Genomic DNA, 25,924 nt, shown 5'->3' with positions numbered 1-25,924 from the left:
TTTATATACTTCAGATTTGAGACGCGAGATATGAGATATGATAATATCGCGTTATTAATGCAAGCGGGTTTTCATCCTGTCTCAGATCTTACATCTCATATCACATACAGGTCCAATAAACTAAAATTATAATACCTTGGCAAACAATAGCAACCAAAGAGTAAACTTTGCAACCAGCAGGAAGGTACTTGAGTACCCGGACTTTCTGGATGTACAGTTACAATCTTTCCAGGAATTTTTTCAATTGGAAACCACGTCAGACAACCGCTACAAAGAGGGGTTGTTTAAAGTATTTGCCGAAAACTTTCCAATATCTGACTCAAGGAACATCTTCGTTTTGGAGTTTCTTGATTACTTTATTGACCCGCCACGCTACGATATACGCGAGTGTATTGAGCGCGGTTTAACTTACAGTGTACCATTAAAAGCAAAACTTCGCCTGAGCTGTAACGATGCAGAGCACGAAGATTTTGAAACCATTGTGCAGGACGTTTATTTGGGTACCATCCCTTACATGACGCCGAAGGGTACATTTGTTATCAATGGTGCCGAGCGCGTAATTGTATCGCAATTACACCGTTCGCCGGGTGTGTTCTTTGGCCAAAGCCGCCACACCAACGGTACCAAATTATACTCTGCCCGCGTTATCCCTTTCAAAGGCTCGTGGATTGAGTTTGCTACCGACGTTAACAACGTGATGTATGCATACATCGACCGTAAAAAGAAATTCCCGGTTACTACCCTGCTTCGTGCAATAGGTTACGATTCTGATAAAGATATATTAGAGTTGTTTGAACTTGCCGATGAGGTTAAAGTTAGCAAAAGCGGCTTGAAGAAATTCATTGGCCGTAAACTTGCTGCAAGGGTGCTTAAAAAATGGGTGGAAGACTTTGTGGACGAGGATACCGGTGAAGTGGTATCTATCGACCGTAACGAGATCATCCTGGAGCGCGAAACCGTATTGGAAGACGACCACATAGATATGATCATTGATGCAGGTGTGAAAACCATCATCCTGAACAAGGAAGACAGCTCTACCAGCGGTGATTATACCATTATATACAATACTCTACAAAAAGATACTTCGAACTCGGAGAAAGAAGCAGTTGAGCACATCTACCGCCAGTTGCGTAACGCTGAACCACCTGATGAGGAAACTGCTCGTGGTATCATCGATCGTTTGTTCTTCTCTGATAAAAGATATGACCTGGGCGATGTGGGCCGCTACCGCATCAACCGTAAACTGAAGCTTAACACTTCTGACGAAACAAAAGTGTTAACCAAGCAGGATATTATTGCGATTGTTAAGTACCTGATCAAACTCATCAACTCAAAAGCTGAGGTGGATGATATCGATCACTTGTCTAACCGTCGTGTGCGTACCGTTGGCGAGCAGCTTTATGCTCAGTTCGGCGTAGGTTTAGCACGTATGGCACGTACCATCCGCGAGCGTATGAACATCCGCGATAACGAGGTGTTCACACCAACCGACCTGATCAACGCGCGTACCCTTTCATCGGTTATCAACTCGTTCTTCGGTACCAACCAGCTATCGCAGTTTATGGACCAAACCAACCCACTGGCAGAGATCACGCACAAGCGTCGTCTGTCAGCCCTTGGGCCCGGCGGTCTGTCACGCGAGCGTGCCGGTTTCGAGGTTCGCGACGTACACTACACCCACTACGGTAGGTTGTGTACTATCGAAACTCCTGAAGGCCCGAACATTGGTTTGATTTCATCGCTTTGCGTACACGCTAAGATCAACAACTTAGGCTTCATCGAAACTCCGTACAAACGCGTGGTTGAAGGTAAAGTACAGGTTAACGAGCCGGTTATCTATTTATCTGCTGAGGATGAAGATGGTAAAACCATTGGCCAGGCAAATGCGGTTTATGACGATAATGGCGAGTTTGCTACTCCGCGTGTAAAAGCACGTTTCGAGGGCGACTTCCCGATCATTGAGCCGGATAGGTTAGATTTGATGGACATTGCGCCAAACCAGATCACCTCTATCGCTGCATCGTTGATCCCTTTCCTTGAGCATGATGATGCTAACCGTGCCCTGATGGGTTCGAACATGCAACGCCAGGCCGTACCGCTGTTGCGCCCCGAAGCGCCAATTGTAGGTACCGGTTTGGAAGGCCGTGTAGCAAAAGACTCTCGTACCCTTATCAACGCCGAAGGCGATGGTGTGGTTGAGTATGTTGATGCCAACGAAATAAAAATTAAGTATGACCGTGATGAACTTGACCGTTTGGTTTCGTTCGAAGGCGATACTAAGAGCTATATCTTAACCAAGTTCAAGAAAACCAACCAGAGCACCACAATCAACCTGAAACCGATTGTGAAAAAAGGCCAGCGCGTAAGCAAAGGCGAAGTGCTTTGCGAAGGCTACGCTACACAAAACGGCGAGCTTGCATTGGGCCGTAACCTTAAAGTGGCATTCATGCCTTGGCAAGGTTACAACTTCGAGGATGCGATCGTTATCTCTGAGCGCGTTGTGTCTCAGGATATCTTTACCTCGCTTCACGTAGAAGAGTTTGAACTGGAAGTGCGCGATACTAAACGTGGTGAAGAAGAGCTTACACCGGATATCCCTAACGTTTCGGAAGAAGCAACTAAGGACCTGGACGAAGACGGTATCATCCGTGTTGGCGCCGAGGTTAAAGAAGGCGACATCCTGATCGGTAAGATCACTCCTAAAGGCGAATCTGACCCTTCACCGGAAGAAAAACTGTTGCGCGCCATATTTGGTGATAAAGCAGGCGACGTTAAAGATGCATCATTAAAAACTCCGCCATCAATTGCGGGTGTGGTTATTGATACCAAACTTTTCAGCCGTGCTAAGAAAACCACTAAGGCCGAAGAGAAAGCTCAGATTGAGAAACTTGATGCTAAGCACGACAGGGCTGTTAAAGAATTGAAAAATACTTTGATAGACAAGTTGTTCGAAATTGTTAACGGTAAAACTTCGCAAGGTGTTTACAACGTTTACAAAGAGCTTTACGTTGCTAAAGGTGTTAAATTCACTCAGAAAATTCTGGCCGAATTACAATACGAAAACATCAACCCAACCAAGTGGACAACTGATGATGATAAGAATGAGCAAATTAAATTGTTGCTGCATAACTACAACATCAAAGTAAACGAAGAACTGGGTGCTTACCGCCGCGATAAATTCGCGATCAGCGTGGGCGACGAGCTTCCTTCGGGCATTGTTCAGATGGCCAAAGTTTACATCGCTAAAAAGCGTAAGCTTAAGGTGGGTGATAAAATGGCGGGCCGTCACGGTAACAAAGGTATCGTAGCGCGTATCGTACGCGACGAAGATATGCCGTTCCTGGAAGATGGTACACCTGTAGATATCGTGTTGAACCCGCTGGGCGTACCTTCGCGTATGAACCTTGGGCAGATATACGAAACCGTATTAGGCTGGGCCGGTAAAGAGCTGGGCGTTAAATTCGCTACTCCTATTTTCGATGGTGCAAGCCACCACGAAGTAGAAGAGTGGATTGCCAAGGCAGGCTTACCTGAATCGGGCCGTACGTACCTGTACAACGGTTTAACAGGCGACCGCTTTGATCAGCAAACTACTGTAGGTATCATCTACATGCTGAAACTGGGCCACATGGTTGACGATAAGATGCACGCGCGTTCTATCGGGCCGTACTCGCTTATTACACAACAACCGTTGGGTGGTAAAGCACAGTTCGGTGGCCAGCGTTTTGGTGAGATGGAGGTTTGGGCACTTGAAGCATTCGGTGCATCTAACATCCTGCAGGAGATACTTACCGTTAAATCGGATGATGTTATTGGCCGTGCCAAAACCTACGAAGCTATTGTTAAAGGTGAGAACCTGCCAACGCCATCGGTTCCTGAATCATTCAACGTATTGGTTCACGAGTTACGCGGCTTAGGTTTGGATATCACGTTGGAATAAAGTTAAAAGAGTTAGAAAGGTTGTAAAGGTTACAGAAGTTAAAGCTTCCGCCTTTACAACACTTCTAACTTTTACAACACTTTTAACTTTTACAACAACTCTTCAACAACATTAAAAACAAAGGAGACTATGTCTTACAAAAAGGATAATAAGATCAAAAGTAATTTCACCACAATTACTATCAGCCTGGCCTCTCCGGAGTCTATCCTGGAGCGTTCGAGCGGTGAAGTTTTAAAGCCGGAAACCATTAACTACCGTACTTACAAACCCGAGCGCGATGGTTTGTTTTGCGAGCGTATTTTTGGCCCGGTAAAAGATTACGAATGCCATTGCGGTAAATACAAACGTATACGTTACAAAGGTATCGTGTGCGACCGTTGCGGTGTTGAAGTAACCGAAAAGAAAGTGCGCCGCGAGCGTATGGGCCACATCAACCTGGTGGTGCCTGTTGCGCACATTTGGTACTTCCGCTCGTTGCCAAACAAAATTGGCTACTTGCTGGGCTTACCAACCAAACGCCTTGATTTAATCATTTACTACGAGCGTTACGTAGTTATACAACCGGGTATTAAAGAAGCTGACGGTATATCTAAAATGGATTTCCTGACAGAAGAAGAGTACCTGGATATATTGGATACCTTACCAAAGGAAAACCAATACCTTGACGATAAAGACCCGCAGAAATTTGTGGCTAAGATGGGTGCCGAAGCGCTGGAAGACCTCCTGAAACGCCTCGACCTTGACCAGTTATCATACAACCTGCGCCACCAGGCAGCAAACGAAACTTCGCAGCAACGTAAAAACGAAGCTTTGAAACGTTTGCAGGTAGTGGAAGCTTTCCGCGATGCACAATCGAGGATTGAGAACCACCCTGAGTGGATGATCGTTAAGATCGTTCCGGTTATCCCGCCTGAGTTGCGCCCATTGGTACCACTGGAAGGTGGCCGTTTTGCAACTTCGGATTTGAACGACCTTTACCGCCGTGTAATTATCCGTAACAACCGTTTAAAACGTTTGATAGAGATAAAAGCACCTGAGGTGATCTTGCGTAACGAAAAACGTATGCTGCAGGAAGCTGTGGATTCGTTATTCGATAACTCACGTAAAGTAAACGCAGTAAAAACTGAAGGTAACCGTGCTTTGAAATCACTTTCGGATATCCTGAAAGGTAAACAAGGCCGTTTCCGCCAGAACTTATTGGGTAAACGTGTGGATTACTCGGCACGTTCGGTAATTGTTGTAGGCCCTAACTTGAAACTGCACGAGTGCGGTTTGCCAAAAGATATGGCCGCCGAGCTGTTTAAACCATTCATCATCCGCAAAATGATTGAGCGTGGTGTGGTTAAAACCGTAAAATCTGCTAAAAAGATAGTTGACCGTAAAGACCCATTAGTTTGGGACATTTTGGAAAACGTACTAAAAGGCCACCCTGTATTACTAAACCGTGCGCCTACGCTGCACAGGTTGGGTATACAAGCCTTCCAACCTAAATTGGTTGAGGGTAAAGCTATACAATTGCACCCGCTTACCTGTACCGCATTCAACGCGGATTTCGACGGTGACCAGATGGCTGTGCACGTACCACTTGGTAACGCAGCAATTTTGGAAGCCCAGGTATTAATGCTTGCATCGCACAACATCTTAAACCCTGCCAACGGTACCCCAATTACGGTACCTTCTCAGGACATGGTGCTTGGTTTGTACTACATAACCAAAGGCCGTAAAACAGATGAAACCCGTGTGGTAAAAGGCCAGGGCTTAACTTTCTACTCCGCCGAAGAGGTTATCATCGCTTACAACGAGAAGAAATTAGACCTGCACGCCTTTATTAAAGTAAAAGGCCGTGTTAAAGAGCGCGATGGCAGCATTGTAACTAAACTGATTGATACTACTGTAGGCCGCGTACTGTTCAACCAGCACGTGCCTGAAGAGGTTGGATACATCAACGAGCTATTAACCAAAAAATCACTGCGCGACATCATTGGCGATGTAGTGAAAAATACCGGTATGGCCCGTGCAGCACAATTCCTTGATGATATTAAGGAGTTAGGCTTTAGGATGGCCTTCCAGGGTGGTTTGTCGTTTAACCTGAAGGATATCAATATCCCTGAGGAAAAAGTAACGCTGATTGCTCAGGCTTCTAAAGAAGTAGAAGAGGTAATGAATAACTACAACATGGGTTTCATTACCAACAACGAGCGTTACAACCAAATCATCGATATCTGGACCCGTATCAACAACCGCTTAACTGCGAATGTGATGAACATCCTGAGCACCGATAACCAGGGCTTCAACTCTGTTTACATGATGCTTGACTCGGGTGCACGTGGTTCTAAAGAGCAGATCCGCCAGCTGGCAGGTATGCGTGGTTTGATGGCGAAACCGCAAAAATCAGGTTCGGGTGGCGAGATCATCGAGAACCCGATCTTATCAAACTTTAAAGAAGGCCTTTCGGTATTAGAGTACTTCATCTCTACCCACGGTGCTCGTAAAGGTTTGGCGGATACGGCGTTGAAAACTGCGGATGCTGGTTACCTAACCCGTCGTTTGCATGACGTTGCCCAGGATATGATTGTTGGCGAGGTAGATTGCGGTACCCTGCGTGGTATTTACACAACTGCCCTTAAAGACAACGAGGATATTGTAGAGCCACTATACGACCGCGTTTTAGGCCGTACTACCTTGCATGATGTGCATGACCCTATCACCAACGAACTTATTGTTGCTGCGGGCCAGGACATCACCGAGGAAATTGCCAAGAAAATTGAAAACTCGCCTTTAGAAGGCGTTGAGATACGTTCGGTATTAACCTGCGAAAGCCGCAGAGGTGTTTGTACCTTATGCTACGGCCGTAACCTTGCAAGCGGTAAACGCGTGCAAAAAGGCGAGGCAGTGGGTGTAATTGCAGCACAGTCTATCGGTGAGCCGGGTACACAGTTAACACTTCGTACCTTCCACGTGGGTGGTACCGCATCAAACATCGCGGCAGAATCGCAGATCAACGCTAAGTTTGATGGTATCATCGAGTTTGAAAACGTACGTACCGTAGGTTACAAAACTGAAGAAGAAGATGTTGACGTTGTATTAGGCCGTTCGGGCGAGTTCCGCATCATTGAGCCGGGTACTAACAAAGTTATCGTTACCAACAACATTCCATACGGCTCATACCTGTATGTGAAAGATGGTGCTAAGATCACTAAAGGCGACCGTATCTGTTCATGGGATCCGTACAACGCGGTTATCATATCAGAGTTTGCCGGTATTGCTACATTCGAAGCAGTATTGGAAGGCATCACTTTCCGCGAAGAAAGCGACGAGCAAACAGGCCACCGTGAGAAAGTAATTATCGATACCAGGGATAAAACTAAAAACCCTGTTATCCAAATTACCGATAACAAAGGCAATATTATAAAAGGATACAACATCCCGGTAGGTGCTCACATTTCTGTTGAAGAAGGTGAAAAACTACAAACAGGCCAGGTTATTGCTAAAATTCCTCGTTCAACCGGTAAAACCCGAGATATTACAGGTGGTTTACCACGTGTAACCGAGCTATTTGAAGCACGTAACCCATCTAACCCTGCAGTAGTAACCGAGATTGACGGTGTGGTAACTTTAGGTGGCGTGAAACGTGGTAACCGCGAGATCACCATTGAGAGCAAAGACGGACAGGTTAAAAAATACCTGGTGCCATTGTCTAAACACATCCTTGTACAGGATAACGACTTTGTGAAAGCTGGTATGCCATTGTCTGATGGTTCTATCTCGCCTGCGGATATCCTTGCCATTAAAGGCCCTGCTGCTGTGCAGGAGTACCTGGTAAATGGTATACAAGAGGTTTACCGCTTACAGGGTGTGAAAATTAACGATAAGCACTTTGAGGTTATCGTTCACCAGATGATGCAGAAAGTTGCTATTGAAGATGCAGGTGACACCCGTTTCCTTGAAAGGGAAGCTGTTGATAGCTGGGACTTCATGGTAGAGAACGACGAGATCTTCGATAAGAAAGTTGTTGTTGAGCCGGGCGATTCTACAACCCTTAAAGCAGGCCAGATCATCTCATTGCGTAAGTTGAGAGACGAAAACTCGATACTGAAACGCCGTGATGCAAGGCTGGTTGAGGTGAGGGATGCAATTGCTGCAACTTCGAGCCCGATGCTGCAAGGTATTACCAGGGCATCGTTAGGTACCAAATCGTTCATCTCTGCAGCATCGTTCCAGGAAACTACAAAAGTACTGAACGAGGCAGCTATCGCCGGTAAACGCGATAACATGCTTGGCTTGAAAGAGAACGTTATTGTGGGCCACTTAATTCCATCGGGTACCGGTTTGCGCGAATACGAAAATATCCGCGTAGGTTCTCAGGAAGAATTCGACCGCCTGATGGCTTCAAAAACCGAAGAAGTAGACGCTTAATAAGGTTTTTTTAAATACTTTTGCAAAGCCTTCTGTGAAAACAGAAGGCTTTGCTATTTTAGTACCATGGAAGAACAGAACGAAAACCAGATAAACATCGAGCTGTCGGAAGAGATGGCCGAAGGTGTTTATGCCAACCTTGCCATCATCACCCATTCTACATCCGAGTTTGTACTCGATTTTATTCGGGTAATGCCGGGTGTACCTAAGGCCAAAGTAAAATCGCGTGTAATATTAACCCCCGAACACGCTAAAAGGCTGTTAAGCGCATTGGAAGACAACGTTGAGAAATTTGAAGCAGCCAATGGCCGCATTAAAGTAGACAACGGCCAGGGCGGCGCACCGGGTTTCCCCATGAATTTTGGTGGGCCGATAGGGCAAGCGTAATTCTTAGTCCATAGCCCATGGTCGATGGTCCATGGTTTGTATGGGCGTTTTCTTTACTATGGTCTATGGACCATCGACTATTGACTAAAAGAAATGAATAAAGATTCAAAAATATATATTGCCGGTCACCGTGGAATGGTGGGTTCTGCCATTCATCGCAAGTTGGAAAAGGAGGGTTTCACCAACTTCATTACCCGTACATCAAGCGAGATCGATCTGCGCGATCAGCAACAGGTTGCTGAGTTTTTTGCTACAACAAAACCCGATTACGTGTTTTTGGCGGCTGCCAAAGTAGGGGGTATTGTGGCCAATAATACCTACCGCGCCGAGTTTTTGTATGATAACCTGATGATACAGAATAACGTTATCCAAAACTCGCACCTCAACGGGGTGAAAAAACTGATGTTTTTAGGGTCGAGCTGTATATACCCAAAATTGGCACCGCAGCCGCTTAAAGAGGATTACCTGCTTACCGGCTTGCTGGAACCAACCAACGAACCCTACGCCATAGCCAAAATTGCCGGTATAAAAATGTGCGATGCTTACCGTGCACAATACGGCTGCAACTATATATCGGTAATGCCTACAAACCTGTATGGGTATAATGACAATTACCATCCGCAAAACTCGCACGTGCTGCCGGCCATGATACGCCGCTTTCACGAAGCTAAAGAGCAAAACCTGCCAACAGTAACTATTTGGGGTACAGGTACGCCCTTACGCGAATTTTTATTTGCCGATGACCTGGCCGAAGCCTGCTACTACCTGATGCAGAATTACAACGAGCCGGGCCTGGTAAACATTGGCAGCGGCACCGAAATAAGCATTAAGGACTTGGCTTACCTGGTAAAGAAGGTAATTGGCTACGAAGGCACAATTGATTTTGATACCAGCAAGCCCGATGGTACGCCCCGCAAATTGATGGACGTTACCAAATTAGCCGAAAAAGGCTGGAAATACTCCACCCAACTGGAAGACGGTATACAAATGGCCTATCAGGATTTTTTGGTAAAACATACCGAGCGGTAACCAAACAAAACATTCCGAAAAGTGTTAGCACTGCGGTTAAACACCATATCACTCTCTAAATGACTAAAACTATCATCTTTGGCGCTTCTGGGCAACTGGGGCAATGCTTTAAAAAATTAGCTGCTGATAAAAACCTCGACTTTTTTATCTTCCCCGACGAAACAGAGGCCAATATATTGGATGTAGAAGGGCTGGCCAAACTGTTTGATAAGCACAAACCCGCTTACGCGGTTAACTGCGCTGCCTACACTGCGGTAGATAAAGCCGAAGACGAAACCGAGCTTGCCGAAAAAATAAATAAAACCGGTGTTGAGAATATAGCCAAACTATGCGGCGAGCATGGCACCACGCTAATACAGGTATCAACAGATTTTGTGTTTAAAGGCGATATATCATCTCCGCTTACCGAAGAAGATGAAACCCTGCCTATTAGTGTATATGGCCAAACCAAATTGGATGGCGAGAAAGTTATACCGCCGCTGACCGATAAGTATTTTATTGTACGCACAGCATGGCTATACTCGGAGTTTGCCAATAACTACGTTAAAACCATGCTTAAACTGGGCAGCGAACGCCCGGAGTTAAAAATCATAGCCGACCAGGCCGGTACGCCAACTTACGCTATAGATCTGGCAGATTGCATTATCACCATCATCACATCGGGCAGCACGGCCTATGGCATTTACCACTACAGTAACGAAGGTATTGCTTCGTGGTACGATTTCTCTAAAGCAATATTCGACCTATCGGGCACCGAAGTAAAAGTTATACCTATCCCTACCAGCGGTTACCCCACAAAGGCAACCAGGCCGCAGTATTCGGTAATGGATAAAACCAAAATAAAAACTACGTTCGGTATTGAAGTACCGTATTGGCGCGATAGCCTGAAAGTTTGTATAGGCAAAATAAAACAACAAAACTAAACACATTATCACCACCATGAAGGGTATCATATTAGCAGGCGGTTCGGGTACAAGGCTTTACCCCATTACCAAGGCAATAAGCAAACAGCTAATGCCAATTTACGATAAGCCGATGATATATTACCCCTTATCGGTTTTAATGCTGGCAGGGATAAATGAGATATTGATCATCACCACACCCGAGGATAATCCCGGCTTTGTGCGCCTGCTGGGTACTGGTGAAGAAATAGGCTGCAAATTTGAATATGCCATACAAGAAAAGCCGAACGGTCTTGCCCAGGCTTTTGTGATCGGTGCCGATTTTATTGGCAACGATAAAGTAGCACTGGTATTAGGTGATAACATTTTCTACGGCTCAGGTTTCAGCAAATTGGTACAAAGCTTTAATGATGTAGATGGTGCTGCCATTTTTGCTTACCCTGTTGCCGACCCGGAGCGTTACGGTGTAGTGGAATTTGATACCAACTTTCGTGCGATATCTATCGAAGAAAAACCTGCCGTTCCAAAATCAAAGTATGCCGTACCCGGGTTGTATTTTTACGGCAACAGCGTAGTAGAGATAGCCAAAAACATACAACCATCGCCCCGCGGCGAATACGAAATAACCGACGTAAACCGTGTTTACCTGGAGCAAGGCAACCTGAATGTAGGCGTAATGGACCGCGGCACCGCCTGGCTGGATACCGGCACCTTCGACTCATTAAGCGATGCTACCGAATTTGTACGCGTAATAGAAAAACGCCAGTCGCGCAAAATTGGGTGTATAGAAGAAGTTGCCTACGAAATGGGCTACATTGACGATGCACAACTAAAAGTGTTGGTGCAGAAATATATTAAAAGCGGTTACGGGGCTTACCTGCAGAGTTTGCTGGAGGAGTAGTCTGGGATTGGCAATTTGCAGTCAGCGGTTTGCAATAAGTGCGAAACAGCGTGCTTCACAAAACGTTGTGCTGGACAGCATAGCGAAGTTACTTTTGAACAGGGAGCCCAACTCTTTGAAGAGTTTTCGAGGCTTCTTCTACTTTTTTTAATACCACAGCATCATTAGCATGGCTTTTGATCGAAGCAGCATTTGACCCTTTATTAGAGTTTTTGTTAACGGCCGTATTTTTTATCATCGTTGCCATGTCTTTCGCTTTTATCAAATTTAGTTAATTATCTCTGTTTAACCAAAAAAGCCTCATAGTTAGTGTTATTGGGTTCAAATTCATACCAAATATCGTTTTTTAGCCCAAATACCTCAAAGTTCGTGCTGATTTCTTCCCATAAACCCGCTATGCCCATTTGATACAATCTTGTACGCGACGACGTGCTTCCCGTTGCATAAATGTATGGGCGGTTGTGATATTTGCTAAATTCTAATACAGTGTTAGCAACAGTAGCCAGCACTATGTCTCTATCATCGTTATTGCTATTTGCTTTATCATCTAACTGGCCTGTTTGCATATTTAGATCACCGAAAGCTAAATTATAGGCTGTAAATTCGAGATTGGGGATGAGCGAGAACGTAACCATTTTTTTGATTCTTCCTTTTGGCCCAATGCTATAAAATTCATAGTCGTGATGATCATTTCTGTTAAAGAATGGATAATGTTTTAGGTGCATAAACGTAATATAGCAATTAGTTCACCGAAAGCTGAAATTTATGCTTATACCAACAAGATAGCTATAAAGGGGGAGTTATGTTTTTACTCTGTTCGGACTACTTTTCCACTACCTTCAACATCTCCTCCAATAACCCATCTCCCAAGGCATCAACCCAAACAATATCCTTATCTTTCCTGAACCAGGTCATTTGGCGTTTGGCGAAACGGCGGGTGTTTTGTTTAATGAGGGCTATGGCAGTAGGCAGATCGTTTTTGCCGTCGAAGTAGTCGAATAGTTCGCTGTAGCCAACGGTGTTCAGGGCGTTTAAATGACGGTATGGGAGTAGCGCCTGCACTTCTTCTATCAAGCCATCGTTTACCATGATATCAACCCGGCGGTTAATACGGTCGTAAAGGGCTTCGCGCGGCATATCCATCCCCAGTTTAATAATGTTGAAGGTGCGTTTACGGGTTTGCGCCGTACGGAAAGATGAGAAGGGGATTCCAGTGCTCTCGTATACATCTAAAGCCCTTATCAGGCGCTGTGGGTTGTTTATATCCACTTCTGCATAATATACCGGGTCTGCAAGTTTTAAGCGCTCCTGCAGGTGCGCGATGCCTTTTTCAGCTAATTCGGCATTTAGCCTGTCGCGTATTTCATCGTTGGCGGTGGGCAGGTCGTCAAAACCTTCGCAAATGGCCTTAATGTATAAACCTGAGCCGCCTGCCAATATTACTACCGAGTGCTGTTGAAACAACTCCTCCAACAAAGCGAGGCCCTGCCGCTCGAAATCGCCAACCGAAAAGCTTTCCTGAATAGAATGTGAATTGATAAAATAATGCGGTGCGGCTGCAAGCTCTTCGGCATTGGGTTTTGCCGTGCCAATACTCATCTCCCTGAAAAACTGCCTCGAATCGGCCGATACCACTGCGGTATTAAAGTGCTGAGCCAGTTGAATAGCTGCTGCTGTTTTACCGGAGGCAGTAGGGCCAGCGATTACGATGAGGGTAGGGGTGGTGCTCATAATTGAAAGGAAAAATATCGAACACCGAATGCCGAATAATGAATTTCGAAGTAAAGAAAATGATGAACTTCGAAATTCGGTGTTCGAAGTTCATCATTCGATATTCAAACAATATTAATAATCGTCATTACGGCCGCCGCGTCCGCCACGGTCGTCGTCTTCGTAGTTGTCATCGTCGCCGAAGCCAAATTCGTCTTCTTCGCCCTCTTCATCTTTTTCTTCAGAATCGTCAGTGCTATCGCTATCCGTAACTTCCGAAAAATCGTCGGCATCGTCGTGGTTGTAGGCCATTTCGTTCAGGAAGTCCAGGTCTTCCTCTTCGGTAGTTGCTGCTGCGGCTGCTGCTGCCGGGTTAAACACGTTACCAAATTGCTTTGGAGCCTCGCCCACGGTACGTACTACCAGCGGGTAAGTAGCGCCTGCGGTTTCGTTGAGGATAATCTGCTTCAATTCCACATGGAAATCAAAAGGCCTGTCGAAATTGAAGGTATAGTAAAACTTTTGATGCGGATCGTCTATCTGGCTGCTCAGTTTTACCTTGTCCATTAACAGTATCTTCCTGTCAATACGTTTTTGGTTGGGCAGGTAAGTAAATTCCTCACCTTTCATCCACTGGTCGTTACTGATATAAAAAGAAGAAGGGTATTCAGGGTTGTAACCAATAGATTGGTTAATTGCATGGTGAAGGTCTTCAAATGTTTGGGTCGATCGGATATCGATATCCCTGCTTACATCATCATAATCTTCAAAAGTAACCCTGAACCTGTATAGTGCCATTTGTAGTAATTTTTGTCAAAAATATATGTTTTAAATCAATTTGTGCTTGCCACAACTTTCAAGCCAATTTCTGCGCCTTTTTCAATAGTAAAAGCTAATGCTGCCTCGCGGTTATTAGGTATATCGCCCTCCAGGATGGCTTCGCGTATCTTATTCTTGATAATTCCCACCTCGCGGCCTTCTTTTATGCCAAAAAGCTGCATAATATCGAGCCCGGTAACCGGTGGCTGCCAGTTGCGGATGTTATCGCGTTCCTCAACATCCTTCAGTTTTTGCAGTACTAACTCAAAATTGTTACGATACTTTTTAACCTTGTATTCGTTTTTGGTGGTAACGTCTGCTTTACACAACAGCATCAGCGCCTCAATGTCCTCACCTGCCTCAAACAAAAGCCTCCGCACGGCAGAATCGGTAACGATAGATTGCGACAGTACAATGGGGCGCAAATGCAACTGAACCAGTTTGGCAACGAATTTCATCTTCTCGTTTAGCGGCAGTTTCAGCTGCGCGAATATCTTGGGCACCATGCGAGAGCCTTTATCCTCGTGCCCGTGGAAAGTCCACCCATGGCCCGGCTCAAAACGTTTAGTGGCGGGCTTGGCAATATCATGCAATATGGCGGCCCAGCGTAACCAAAGGTCGTCGGTAGTTTCGCAGATATTATCAAGCACCTGCAGGGTATGGTAAAAGTTGTCCTTATGCCCCTTGCCGTTAATGATCTCTACACCGTAAAGCCCCGCCATCTGCGGGAAAATGATATGCAGCAAACCGGTATCAAACAAATAGTTGAAACCGATAGAGGGCTTTGGCGAGAGGATGATCTTGTTCAGCTCATCGGTAATACGCTCCTGTGATACTATTTTAATGCGGTGCAGATTGCTTTTAATAGCCGCTACGGCCTCATCATCTATCCTAAAGTTCAGCTGGGAAGCAAAGCGAATGGCCCGCATCATACGCAGGGGATCGTCCGAAAATGTTTCCACCGGGTTTAGCGGTGTGCGGATGAGTTTCTGCTCCATATCGGCAATGCCGCCGAAAGGGTCTACTAACACACCGTAGTTATCTTCGTTCAACGTTATGGCCAGCGCGTTGATGGTAAAATCGCGGCGCTTCTGGTCGTCGTCCAATGTACCGTTCTCCACAATAGGTTTGCGCGATTCGGATCGGTAACTTTCCTTTCGGGCACCCACAAATTCCACCTCTATATCCTGGTAGCGCAACATGGCGGTACCAAAGTTTTTGAATACCGATACCTTTACATTGAGTTTAGCGGCCACCGCCTCGGCAAAGGCGATACCGTTACCCAAAACAACCACATCAATATCCTTGGAGGGGCGATTAAGAAAGATATCTCTAACATACCCGCCAATGGCATATGCCTGCACATTTTGCGCGGCAGCAATGCCGGAAATTACAGGAAATACAGGGTGTTGCAGGTATTGTTTCATAAAAATAAAGCCGCATAGCGGCTTATGTGGTGCGTTGCAAATTTAAGAAGATAAAAAATTAACGGCGAATAAATTCAAAACTGCCGTTTGGATCCAACCGCATAATGGTTGATGGCGCCTTTTTTTCCATGCTGTGCTGATCTACATCCACCACGTAGTCAACACCATCAATAATATCCTGGCTTACCTGGCCAAAGTTTTCGGGCGAGGGCTGCCCGCTGATGTTGGCCGATGTTGATACGACAGGCTTGCGGAAACGCTGTATCAATTGCTCGCAAAACGGGTGCTTTACTACACGGATGCCCACGCTGCCATCTTCGGCAATTAAGGCCGGCGAAAGGTTTTTGGCACCGGGCATTACCAGCGTCATGGGTTTTTCGGCAAACTCTATCAGTTGGTAGGCTATCTCAGGGACTTCGGCAATATAGCTTTGCAGTTTGTTATCATTATCAACCAGCACAATCATGCTTTTGCTCTCTTCGCGCTGTTTAAGAGCGTATATTTTTTTAACGGCCTCGGTATTGGTAGCATCGCAGCCTATACCCCAAATGGTATCGGTAGGGTAGAGGATGATGCCGCCTTCCTGCAGCACTTTCAGGGCTTTGTTTACTTCGTCCTTAAGCATGGGTTATTTGTTGGTATACATTCATCAATTGCGCCGCTAAGTTACGGCCTTCAAAGCGTTGTGCATAATTTAGCCCTTCGGCTATCATTTGCTGCTGCAAAGTATCATTACCCAAAACCTCGTCAATTTGTTTGGCCAGCCCCTCTGCATCTTCAGGAGCAATATAACGGCTGTGTTCACCTCCTGCCTCTTCTAAGCACGAACCGGTAGCCGCAATAACCGGCACGCCCGATACCAGCGCCTCCAAAATAGGTATACCAAAACCCTCGTACCGTGAGGGATAAACGAACAATGTAGCCGACTGATAAATCACGGGCAGATCGTCAAAAACTACATCATGCCTAAAGTGCATCCTGTCGGTTAAATTATTGGCAGCTAAAAAAGCCTTCACTTCATCAAGATAGGGAGTAGCTTTGCCAACCACCACCACCGGCATATTAGTTTTGCTATGCAGCAAAGCTTTGGCAAGCAGCAACAGGTTCTTGCGTTCTTCAATCGTACCAACGCTCAGGATATAACTATCCGGCAAGGCATATTTTTGCTTTACAGATGTTTTTTTCTCGTCGGTTTGTAGAATACCGAACTCCGGCGCGCAGCCCTGGTAGATCACGTCTATCTTATCCGCAGAGATATTTAAAAACTCCACCAGGTCCTGTTTGGTTTTTTCGCTAATGGCTATAATCTTATCGGCTGCCTTGCATGCGCGTTTGGTTTTGGAGGTGTATATCAGCCTGTCGATAAACTTGTAGTATTTCGGGAAGCGCAGGAATATCAGGTCGTGGATGGTAACCACCGATTTGATGCCGCTGTTGGCAATACCCATAGGCAACTCGTAGCTTAGGCCATGGTAAATATCTACGCCATCGCGTTTCAGGTCGTTAACCACGCCTCTGCTGCGCCACAAAGCAGTAAGATATTTACTCGCAGGAGTAATGGTTTTGATGTTTGCGAAACCGGAGAAGAAATTGCGCCACTTATTGGGTTTAAGTTTCGGCGTATAAAGCAGGTAGGTATTTTGGGGATAATGCTCTGCCGTGGTTTTTATGAGCCAGCGGCTAAAGTTGCCCAGGCCGGTGTTGTTTAAAAAAGCACGTTTGGCATCGTATCCTATCTTCATGTTTGGTTGATTGGTGAATGGTTGATTAAGTGAGTTGTTATAGCCGTTGCTGCAATCACTCGCTTAATCAAACCAAATCAACTATCACTTTGTAATACTGGTTGATTGGTGAATGGTTAATTAGGTGAGTAGTTTTAGCTGCACATTTGTTGATGCAAAGCAACCACTCACCTAATAAACTCAATCAACCATTCACTTAAACCGCTACATTATTATCCCTCAAAGCATCGTTCAGGGATGTTTTTTTGTCGGTAGATTCTTTGCGTTTGCCAATGATGAGGGCGCAAGGCACCTGGTACTCGCCGGCAGGGAATTTTTTGGTATAGCTACCCGGAATTACCACCGAGCGGGCAGGCACACGGCCTTTATATTCTACAGGCTCTTCGCCGGTAACATCAATAATTTTGGTTGATGCGGTAAGCACCACGTTAGCACCTAATACGGCTTCGCTTTCTACGTGTACGCCTTCTACCACAATAGCGCGCGAGCCCAAAAAGCAGTTATCCTCGATGATAACAGGTGACGCTTGTACAGGTTCTAATACGCCGCCAATGCCTACACCACCACTCAGGTGAACGTGTTTGCCAATCTGCGCGCACGAACCTACAGTTGCCCAGGTATCAACCATGGTACCTTCATCTACATAAGCACCAATGTTTACGTACGATGGCATCATGATAACGCCTTTGGCCAAATAAGCGCCATAACGGGCTATAGCGTGAGGTACCACGCGCACGCCAAGCTCTTTGTAGTTGGTCTTCAGTTTCATTTTATCGTGAAACACAAAAGGGCCGGTTTTTATTTCTTCCATAGCGCGGGTAGGGAAGTAAAGGATAACCGCTTTTTTTATCCAGTCGTTGGTATGCCAGCGGTTGCCTATCATTTCCGATACACGTATCTCACCTTTATCAAGGCGTTCGATAACGGCGTTAATGGCGTTGATATAGTCGTTTTCGGTTAAGAGTGTGCGGTTTTCCCACGCTTCCTCTATCATTTTTTTAAGCTCGATCATCAGAAGAAATAAATTTTGCCCAAATTAAAGGATTTTTGGGGAGATTTGTTTGCTTCACACGCCCCCGTTTGAAATAATGATAATGGAAAGAAACTATTGGAAGGATATTTTATTTGGCGTGGCGGTTGGTGATGCATTGGGCGTACCGGTAGAATTTAAGTCGCGCGCAGAGATAGCCGCTAAGCCGGTAACGGATATGATAGGTTTTGGTACGTATAACATGCCGCCGGGAACATGGTCTGACGATAGCTCGCTCACCTTTTGCCTGGCCGACGCGCTTACAGATGGTTACGACTTGCAGGCGATAGCCAATAAATTTGCACGCTGGCTTTACGAAAACCTGTGGACACCCCGCGGCGAAATATTTGATGTAGGCATGGCCACCCAGCAAGCCATTAACCGTATTGCAAGCGGTATTAAGCCCGAATTGGCGGGAGGGATGGATAGCCAATCGAACGGGAACGGTTCGCTGATGCGGATTTTGCCGCTGCTGCTTTATATAAAAGATAAACCGGTCGAAGAGCGTTTCAGGATAACCAAAGAGGTATCATCCATCACTCACGCGCATGTGCGGTCGGTAATTGCTTGCTTTTATTACCTGGAATTTGCGCGGATGCTGCTGGTGAGTAACGATCTGGTGGCCATTTACAATGAACTGAAGACGGACATTGGCGAGTTTTTAGCATCCACCACTATTGCTGCCGAAGAAGTGGCTTTGTTCGACAGGTTGCTGAAGGGGGATATTTATAAGCTACCGGTAGATGATATTAAAAGCAGTGGTTACGTGCTGCATACGCTGGAAGCAAGCATATGGTGCCTGATGAACAGCAGCACTTATGCCGAAGCAGCGCTGAAAGCCGTAAATTTGGGGCTTGATACCGATACCACCGGAGCAGTTACCGGCGGCCTGGCAGCTTTGCAATATGGCTATGATGCCATCCCCGAGCATTGGGTGTTAATGCTGGCGCGGAATAAGGATATTGCTGCGCTGGCGGATGAATTGGATAGAAAGTATACGAGAGAAAATGCCTGAAAAAGAAAAGTTAAGAATAGATAAATACCTGTGGTCCATCCGCATGTTTAAAACCCGTACGCTGGCAACCGATGCCTGCAAGGCGGGGCGCGTTAAGCTGGGTGGTGCCAATATAAAGCCCTCGCACGAGGTGAAGATGGGCGAAACCTACCATATATCGAAAGGCCCCGAACGCAAGGTAGTCACGGTAACCGGCTTGCTGGAGAACCGTGTTGACGCCAAAACCGCCGTAAATTTTTACCGCGACGATACGCCGGTAGAGCAAACTACAGGTTTCAAATCGATGTTCCACGCGCCGGTGCTCAAGCGCGATCGTGGTACAGGCCGCCCCACCAAACGCGACCGCCGCGAAACCGACGACCTGAAGGACAATTTTTTTGACAAGGCCGAGGAGGAAGAGGATTAACATTTATCAGAATACAAAAATGCCCGGCAAGCTTTATCAACTGCCGGGCATTTCCATTTTAAAGGGGCTTGTTATTATAAATTATACATACCGCCGTCGGCTATCAGTTCGGAGCCTAACAGGAAGGTAGAATCATCCGAAGCAAAGAAGGTAACCACTTTGGCCAGTTCTTCCATGGTGCCAAAACGGCCTATTGGGATCTGTTTCAATATGCCTTCGCCCATTTGCTGTAGCTGCTCATCGCTGATGCCCAGTTTATCGGCACTGTGCAATGGAGTACCAACAGGGCCGGGGCTTACCGAGTTTACGCGTATTTTACGTGGCAATAATTCTACCGCCAGGTTTTTGGTAAGCGATAGTAAAGCTGCCTTGCTTGCTGCATAAACACTTGCGCCTGCCATACCAATATGTGCGTTGATAGAAGTGTTGAAGATGATAGAACCGCCTTCGTTAACTAATGGCAATAACTGTTGCAGGGTGAAGTAGGCACCTTTAAAGTTGATGTCCATAATATCATCGAACATCTCCTCGTCCATTTGCTCTACCGAGTTGAATTTGCCAATACCGGCGTTAATGAATATGATATCGATATTCGGGGTGATGGCTTTTACCTGTTCGCCTATGGTTTTTATTTGGGCCATGCTGCCGCTGTCGGCAATAATGCCCGAGGCATTTTCGCCAAGCTGTGCAACTGCCTCGTCAATGGCTTTTTGGTTACGCCCGGTGATGGTCACTTTTGCACCCTGGGCTATAAATTCTTGTGCTGTGGCCAGGCCTATACCACTGTTGCCGCCTGTTATTACTGCTGTTTTGTTAGCTAACTTTTTCATTATCTTTGTTTTGATGACTCAAAGGTACATCAGCCGTAAATCCTCGTCAAGAATGCACCATTTTGTATGGAGCGCACCATTTGGTAGGTTATGGGCGCATTTGCGCTAAACTCATTATCAGCTTTTTAAAGATGACAAAACAACGACATCCCGAATACACCTGTAGCATGGAAGCCGCCCTCAGCGTAATAAGCGGCAAGTGGAAAGTAAAGATATTGAACCAGCTAATGGATGGCCCAAAACGCTACAGCGAGATACGCCGCAACATTGAAGGCATGACCGAAAAGATGCTTTCGCAACAACTCCGCGAACTGGAAGAAGATAAAATAGTAGCCCGCAAAATATATCCCGAAGTACCACCACGGGTAGAGTATTCCTTCACCCCGCTGGGTAAAGAACTGGCCACCATATTTTACGCCTTAGAAAAATGGGGAGCCCACTTTTTAACCGTGAACAGCGATACCATTAAGGTGGCTGACGAGAGTTGTTATACGTTTAGGGAGGCGGTAGTTGAGATCGAGTCCCTTTAAAATAATTCGCCTGTTGAAGGCGAATCTTTTTGTTCGTCTGATCTCTCGCCTTTTGAATCTTTGTTGAGACCTTTATGTTGATTTAATTGGGGGCTTTGCTTTTCGCTATCGACAGCTTTGATATCGATTTTTTTATACTTTTCAATATTCGGGCTATCAATATACATGTCTTGTATTGCGGTACTTTTTGACAGAGATTTTAGTTGTTGTATTGCCGCCTGTCTTAGCATTAAGATCCTATCGTATTGTTTAATTCCGTTTCTGATCAACTCTGCATTTAAAGACTCCAAATTAGCAATTACAATTAATTGATGGGTGCTGCCGTAATCTCGTATGTTATGCCCTTTTTTAATTGCTTCCGGGTTTTCAGAATTCCATTCCTTGGCGGTTTTGTTAAATACTACCATATTTAAAACTTCTGCTTCGTCAGCATATATAATTCCTTCTTTATGTTTAGGTAAGTTTCGCAACGGTACCAATACCTCCTGAATGGCGTCTGTTTGAATGCGCCAATTAGCTTTAGTTAAGAAGCGCCGGAAATCCCAGACCTGTTCAATTGCACTTGCTTCTCTCTTTTTTAGATTCCGAAACTCTGTTATTAGCAAGAGTTTAAACTCAGGGCTTATATAACTGCAAAATTCGAAAGCAATATCAACTTGCGCCCATGTTCCGCTTCCGTATCGCCCCGCTTTGGCATAAACACCTATTGCATTGGTTTGCTCTACCCATTTTTTTACGGATAAAAAGTAGCTCCCCGAACCTACATTTTCCCTAATTCCCCTGAATTCCGGGGTTTTAAAATTCGTGTTATTTAGTTGTTCCCAAACGCCTAAAAAATCTACCGTAGTTTTACTATTGAGCCAACGTTCAATTAATTTAGTACCGTCTTCGATATTTGAAACCATGTCCGTCAACGATAAATAATCGTCATCATTCTGATTTATGATAGTGATATTGGTACCTTTTACTTGTATTTTGCTCATAATGATTAGGTTGATATTATACCAAGTGTGACAGGTGCGTTCTTTAGATTCTGTATTTCCTTCGTCAAATCATGGGTAGTGCTAACTTTGAACGACTTTGATATCAACGGTCAAATATTTTGTCTTTCATATCAAATCCTAAGCCAGTACCGCCGGGCTATTTGTCAAGCTTAAAATATCCGCCATCAGGTCGTCGCTGGGGTTTACTTTGTGGCTTTTGGAGGCCAGGTTCACTACCAGCGAATCTTCGCCATCGTTTATCTTAAATTTGAGTGAACAGGTGCGCGCGGGATAACGTTCGTTGTTGGTGCTCACCATCTTTAGCAGGTTTTCGATCACCTGGTTGTTCAACATGTTAATGTCCAGGTTCACGGTGATGGATTTGGTGAGCTTCTCGCGCATTTCTGATAGCAGGCACATGGCAGTTACGCGCAGGTCCCAGTTATCTTTCTGCCTGAATTTTTCTTCAATGTTTCCTTTGATGTGCAGGAAATACCCGTCTACCATCAGGTTGCGGAATTTCACATAGTCCTCGCCGAAGAAGGCGAACTCGTAAGATTCGTTATAATCCTCCAGCATAAAGGTGCCAAAAGGTTTGCCCATTTTGGTCATGCGGTGGCTTACGGTGCCTATCAGCCCGCCAATATTTATTTCGCCGCGTTTGCGCAGGTTGGCCAGGTTGTTCATTACCTCTTCGCCACCCTCTCCGGTGCGGGCTTTCTGTATATCCTTTAACTCGCTGATGGTGGTGTTGCAATATTTCTCCAGCTCTAGCTTATAGTTATCCAGCGGGTGACCGGTAAGGTAAATACCAATTACATCCTTCTCATACTTCAAACGCTCTATCAGAGGCCATTCCTCGCACTCGGGCATAGCCGGTTCGGGTATGTAAGAAGCTACTTCGCCACCGAACAGCGACGATTGCGAACTGTTCTTGGTATTTTGGTAATCGTTACCGTATTTGATCAGGCGCTCTACACCGGTTAAAAGCCCGTTCTCGGTTTTGGCGAAGAACTGCGAGCGCCTCAGCCCGAAGCAATCAAATGCACCGCCATAAACCAAATTCTCGTACGATTTACGGTTTACCGAGCGCGTGTTGCTTCGTTGCGCAAAATCGTAAACGCTGGTATAGGGGCCGCGTTCGTTGCGCTCTTCTATGATACTTTCTACGGCCTTTTCGCCCACGCCTTTTACGCCCGCCATACCAAAGCGTATCACCCCTTTTTTGTTGGCACCAAAACTCATCTCGCTCTCGTTGATATCCGGGCCCAACACCTCAACACCCATACGGCGGCACTCTTCCATAAAGAAGGTGATCTTCTCCATACTGTTCTGGTTGTTCAATACTGCAGCCATGTATTCTGCCGGGTAATGCGCTTTAAGGTATGCCGTTTGGTAGGCCACAAAGGCGTAACAGGTAGAGTGCGATTTATTGAACGCGTACTGGGCAAAAGCCTTCCAGTCTGTCCATATTTTGTTGAGTTTATCTTTAGGGTGCCCCTTGGCTACGGCCCCATCCATAAACTGGGCCTCCATTTTGTTGAGTACCTCAATTTGCTTTTTACCCATCGCCTTACGCAAAACGTCGGCATCGCCCTTACTAAAGCCAGCCAGCTTTTGCGATAAAAGCATCACCTGCTCCTGGTACACGGTAATACCATAGGTTTCGCCCAGGTATTCTTCCATGTCATCCAAATCGAACACAATGGGTTCCAGCCCGTGCTTACGTTTAATAAAGTTGGGGATGTACTCTATCGGGCCCGGGCGGTACAGAGCGTTCATGGCAATTAAGTCCTCAAATTTATCGGGCTTCAGATCGCGCAGGTACATTTGCATACCATCACTTTCAAACTGGAAAGTACCGTTGGTATCACCGCGCTGGTAAAGCTCATAAGTTTTGGTATCGTCCAGCGGGATGTAGTCTATATCTATCTCCACCCCGTGGTTGGCTTTGATCATGCGCAGTGCGTCCTTAATAATGGTAAGGGTCTTCAACCCCAAAAAGTCCATCTTAATTACACCGGCATCTTCAATTACGCGCCCATCGTACTGGGTAACCAACAGGTCCGAATCTTTGGCGGTAGCTACCGGAACGATCTCTGTTAAGTCGTATGGCGCAATAATAAGGCCCGCTGCGTGCACACCCGTATTACGTACCGAACCTTCCAGTTTTTCCGCTTCGCGAAGCACGATGCCTTTCAACTCGTCGGATTTGTGGATGGCCTGCAGTTCGGGTACCTGCTCAATAGCTTGCTTTAAGTTGATACCCAAAGTATCGGGCACCAATTTCTTCAGGGCGTTCACATCTGCAAGCGGCATGTCCAACACGCGCCCCACATCCTGTATACTGGTACGGGCGGCCATGGAGCCGTAGGTGATGATCTGCGCCACCTGGTTTTTGCCGTACTTGTCAACCACGTAGTCGATAACACGCTGGCGGCCCGAGTCGTCAAAGTCCGTATCAATATCGGGCATCGATTTACGGTCGGGGTTCAGGAAACGCTCGAAGAGGAGGTTGTACTTCATCGGGTCGATATTGGTGATACCCGTACAGTAGGCCACCACCGATCCCGCCGCCGAACCACGGCCCGGGCCTATAAATACACCCATATCGCGGCCAGCCTTAATAAAGTCGGCCACAATTAAGAAGTAACCCGCAAAACCCATAGTACGGATGGTGAACAACTCGAAGTTGATACGCTCTTCCGCCTCGGGGCTTATATCTATGTAGCGCTCTTTTGCGCCTTTAAAAGTTATGTGTTTCAGGTATTCCCACTGGTTCAGCGTATCGGCATCGGGCGTCATATCGCTGTGGATCTTAAACTCAGGGGGGATAACGTAGTTAGGCAGCAGAATGTCGCGCTTCAGCTTCAGCACATCTACCTTATCAACGATCTCGCCGGTATTATCTAACGACTCCGGGATATCGGCGAACAGCTTGCCCATTTCGGCCTGCGTTTTGAAGTAGAACTGGTCGTTAGTGAAACCAAAACGATAGCCTTTACCGCCTTCCTCGTCGGTAGCTATGGGGGTGCTCTGTAAGTCGCCGGTATTTACGCAAAGCAAAATATCGTGCGCATTCGAGTCCTGCTGGTCAACGTAATGCGAGTCGTTAGAGCAGATCACCTTTACGTTGTACTTCTTGGCAAATTTCATCAGCACGGCATTCACGGTATTCTGCTCCGGAATATCGTGGCGCTGCATCTCTATATAAAAATCCTCGCCAAAAAGGTCGAGCCACCATTTAAATTCTATTTCGGCTGCGTCTTCGCCATCACGCAAAATAGCCTGCGGTACCGATGCACCCAGGCAGCAGGTGGTGGCAATGATACCCTTGTGGTATTTTACAATAAGCTCCTTATCTATACGGGGCCACTTGCTGTAAAGGCCTTCCATGTAACCGAGCGAACAAAGCTTGATAAGGTTTTTATACCCCTCGGCATTTTTGGCCAGCATTAGCTGGTGGTAACGCTTATCTTTTTTCTCTTTAGTGAACTGCTTTTTATGGCGGTCCTCAACCACGTAAAACTCGCAGCCTACAATGGGTTTAACGCCATGCTTGCCGGCTTCGGCCACAAATTTAAACACACCGAACATGTTACCATGGTCGGTAATGGCCAGGGCCTTCATGCCGTCGGCAGCAGCCTTTTTATATAATTTGCTTATATCGGCGGCGCCGTCGAGCAGCGAAAACTGGGTGTGGACGTGTAAGTGCGAAAAATCGGGCATGGTATTCTTTCTCTCCGTATCGTGTAGAATACAAAATTACTTAAAATGAAAAGGCTGGAAAACCTTTGCGTGTCAAAAAAATTACTAACATCGTCGCCACCGGTCCCGGCTTACTGTAATATTCAAAT

At 46.0% G+C, this 25,924-nt stretch carries 20 protein-coding genes; 9 read left to right on the top strand and 11 right to left on the bottom strand.

The features are described from left to right. Positions 1–136: 136 nt before the first annotated feature. From rpoB to rfbA, 6 genes are all read left to right on the top strand, one after another. The gene (rpoB, locus tag BC343_RS29445) at positions 137–3,940 is read left to right on the top strand and encodes a DNA-directed RNA polymerase subunit beta (protein ID WP_078351410.1); all 3,804 of its coding nucleotides are present in this window, start codon (positions 137–139) and stop codon (positions 3,938–3,940) included. Positions 3,941–4,069: 129 nt separating this feature from the next. Continuing rightward, positions 4,070–8,356 (top strand): DNA-directed RNA polymerase subunit beta', encoded by a 4,287-nt coding sequence (gene rpoC, locus BC343_RS29440; RefSeq protein ID WP_078351409.1) that lies wholly within the window; start codon positions 4,070–4,072, stop codon positions 8,354–8,356. Positions 8,357–8,422: 66 nt separating this feature from the next. Further along, positions 8,423–8,743 (top strand): DUF3467 domain-containing protein, encoded by a 321-nt coding sequence (locus BC343_RS29435; RefSeq protein ID WP_078351408.1) that lies wholly within the window; start codon positions 8,423–8,425, stop codon positions 8,741–8,743. 93 nt (positions 8,744–8,836) lie between these two features. Further along, a complete protein-coding gene (gene fcl / locus BC343_RS29430; protein ID WP_078351407.1) occupies positions 8,837–9,772 on the top strand; it encodes a GDP-L-fucose synthase in 936 nt (311 codons plus the stop codon). A gap of 59 nt (positions 9,773–9,831) precedes the next feature. Continuing rightward, positions 9,832–10,695 (top strand): dTDP-4-dehydrorhamnose reductase, encoded by an 864-nt coding sequence (rfbD, locus tag BC343_RS29425; protein ID WP_078351406.1) that lies wholly within the window; start codon positions 9,832–9,834, stop codon positions 10,693–10,695. A gap of 16 nt (positions 10,696–10,711) precedes the next feature. After that, complete coding sequence (gene rfbA / locus BC343_RS29420) at positions 10,712–11,575, top strand: glucose-1-phosphate thymidylyltransferase RfbA (protein WP_078351405.1); 864 nt, start codon at positions 10,712–10,714, stop codon at positions 11,573–11,575. Positions 11,576–11,663: 88 nt separating this feature from the next. Here the strand turns inward: rfbA and BC343_RS31180 are convergent, their stop codons facing one another. From BC343_RS31180 to BC343_RS29385, 8 genes are all read right to left on the bottom strand, one after another. Beyond that, entirely contained in the window at positions 11,664–11,822 is a 159-nt protein-coding gene (locus BC343_RS31180; RefSeq protein ID WP_156088784.1) for a hypothetical protein, read from the bottom strand. 28 nt (positions 11,823–11,850) lie between these two features. Continuing rightward, positions 11,851–12,300, bottom strand: coding sequence for a DUF6934 family protein (locus tag BC343_RS29415; protein ID WP_078351404.1), 450 nt, complete (start codon positions 12,298–12,300; stop codon positions 11,851–11,853). A gap of 97 nt (positions 12,301–12,397) precedes the next feature. Further along, a complete protein-coding gene (gene miaA / locus BC343_RS29410; RefSeq protein WP_078351403.1) occupies positions 12,398–13,306 on the bottom strand; it encodes a tRNA (adenosine(37)-N6)-dimethylallyltransferase MiaA in 909 nt (302 codons plus the stop codon). Between the two features lie 114 nt (positions 13,307–13,420). Further along, on the bottom strand, positions 13,421–14,083 hold the full coding sequence (locus BC343_RS29405) for an IS1096 element passenger TnpR family protein (protein ID WP_078351402.1): 663 nt from the start codon (positions 14,081–14,083) through the stop codon (positions 13,421–13,423). 35 nt (positions 14,084–14,118) lie between these two features. Next, complete coding sequence (locus tag BC343_RS29400) at positions 14,119–15,531, bottom strand: CCA tRNA nucleotidyltransferase (protein WP_078351401.1); 1,413 nt, start codon at positions 15,529–15,531, stop codon at positions 14,119–14,121. Positions 15,532–15,589: 58 nt separating this feature from the next. Beyond that, entirely contained in the window at positions 15,590–16,156 is a 567-nt protein-coding gene (locus BC343_RS29395) for an L-threonylcarbamoyladenylate synthase (protein ID WP_078351400.1), read from the bottom strand. After that, a complete protein-coding gene (locus BC343_RS29390; RefSeq protein ID WP_078351399.1) occupies positions 16,149–17,273 on the bottom strand; it encodes a glycosyltransferase family 4 protein in 1,125 nt (374 codons plus the stop codon). Before BC343_RS29390 ends, BC343_RS29395 begins: the two co-directional genes overlap by 8 nt. A gap of 196 nt (positions 17,274–17,469) precedes the next feature. Further along, positions 17,470–18,285, bottom strand: a complete 816-nt coding sequence (locus tag BC343_RS29385) for a 2,3,4,5-tetrahydropyridine-2,6-dicarboxylate N-succinyltransferase (RefSeq protein ID WP_078351398.1) — start codon at positions 18,283–18,285, stop codon at positions 17,470–17,472. A gap of 82 nt (positions 18,286–18,367) precedes the next feature. Between BC343_RS29385 and BC343_RS29380 the strand changes: the two genes are divergently transcribed. Together BC343_RS29380 and BC343_RS29375 are read left to right on the top strand one after the other, a co-directional pair. Beyond that, positions 18,368–19,318: an ADP-ribosylglycohydrolase family protein gene (locus BC343_RS29380; RefSeq protein WP_078351397.1), complete on the top strand. Its 951-nt coding sequence runs from the start codon at positions 18,368–18,370 to the stop codon at positions 19,316–19,318. Beyond that, positions 19,311–19,724, top strand: a complete 414-nt coding sequence (locus BC343_RS29375; RefSeq protein WP_078351396.1) for an RNA-binding S4 domain-containing protein — start codon at positions 19,311–19,313, stop codon at positions 19,722–19,724. The genes BC343_RS29380 and BC343_RS29375 overlap by 8 nt, the downstream gene beginning before the upstream one ends. A gap of 74 nt (positions 19,725–19,798) precedes the next feature. On the opposite strand, the gene BC343_RS29370 is transcribed toward BC343_RS29375, so the two are convergent. Then, positions 19,799–20,554, bottom strand: a complete 756-nt coding sequence (locus tag BC343_RS29370; protein ID WP_078351395.1) for an SDR family oxidoreductase — start codon at positions 20,552–20,554, stop codon at positions 19,799–19,801. Between the two features lie 131 nt (positions 20,555–20,685). On the opposite strand from BC343_RS29370, the gene BC343_RS29365 reads away from it, so the two are divergent. Continuing rightward, positions 20,686–21,084: a winged helix-turn-helix transcriptional regulator gene (locus tag BC343_RS29365; RefSeq protein ID WP_078351394.1), complete on the top strand. Its 399-nt coding sequence runs from the start codon at positions 20,686–20,688 to the stop codon at positions 21,082–21,084. On the opposite strand, the gene BC343_RS29360 is transcribed toward BC343_RS29365, so the two are convergent. Together BC343_RS29360 and dnaE are read right to left on the bottom strand one after the other, a co-directional pair. After that, a complete protein-coding gene (locus BC343_RS29360; protein WP_078351393.1) occupies positions 21,081–22,067 on the bottom strand; it encodes a KilA-N domain-containing protein in 987 nt (328 codons plus the stop codon). The genes BC343_RS29365 and BC343_RS29360 overlap by 4 nt on opposite strands. 138 nt (positions 22,068–22,205) lie before the next feature. Continuing rightward, a complete protein-coding gene (dnaE, locus tag BC343_RS29355) occupies positions 22,206–25,796 on the bottom strand; it encodes a DNA polymerase III subunit alpha (protein WP_078351392.1) in 3,591 nt (1,196 codons plus the stop codon). Positions 25,797–25,924: the final 128 nt, after the last annotated feature.

The sequence above is a fragment of the Mucilaginibacter pedocola genome (genome assembly GCF_002013915.1).
Taxonomy (GTDB): domain Bacteria; phylum Bacteroidota; class Bacteroidia; order Sphingobacteriales; family Sphingobacteriaceae; genus Mucilaginibacter; species Mucilaginibacter pedocola.
The sequence above is the reverse complement of the archived record's forward strand: the minus strand, read 5'-3'. Positions and strand labels throughout refer to the sequence as shown.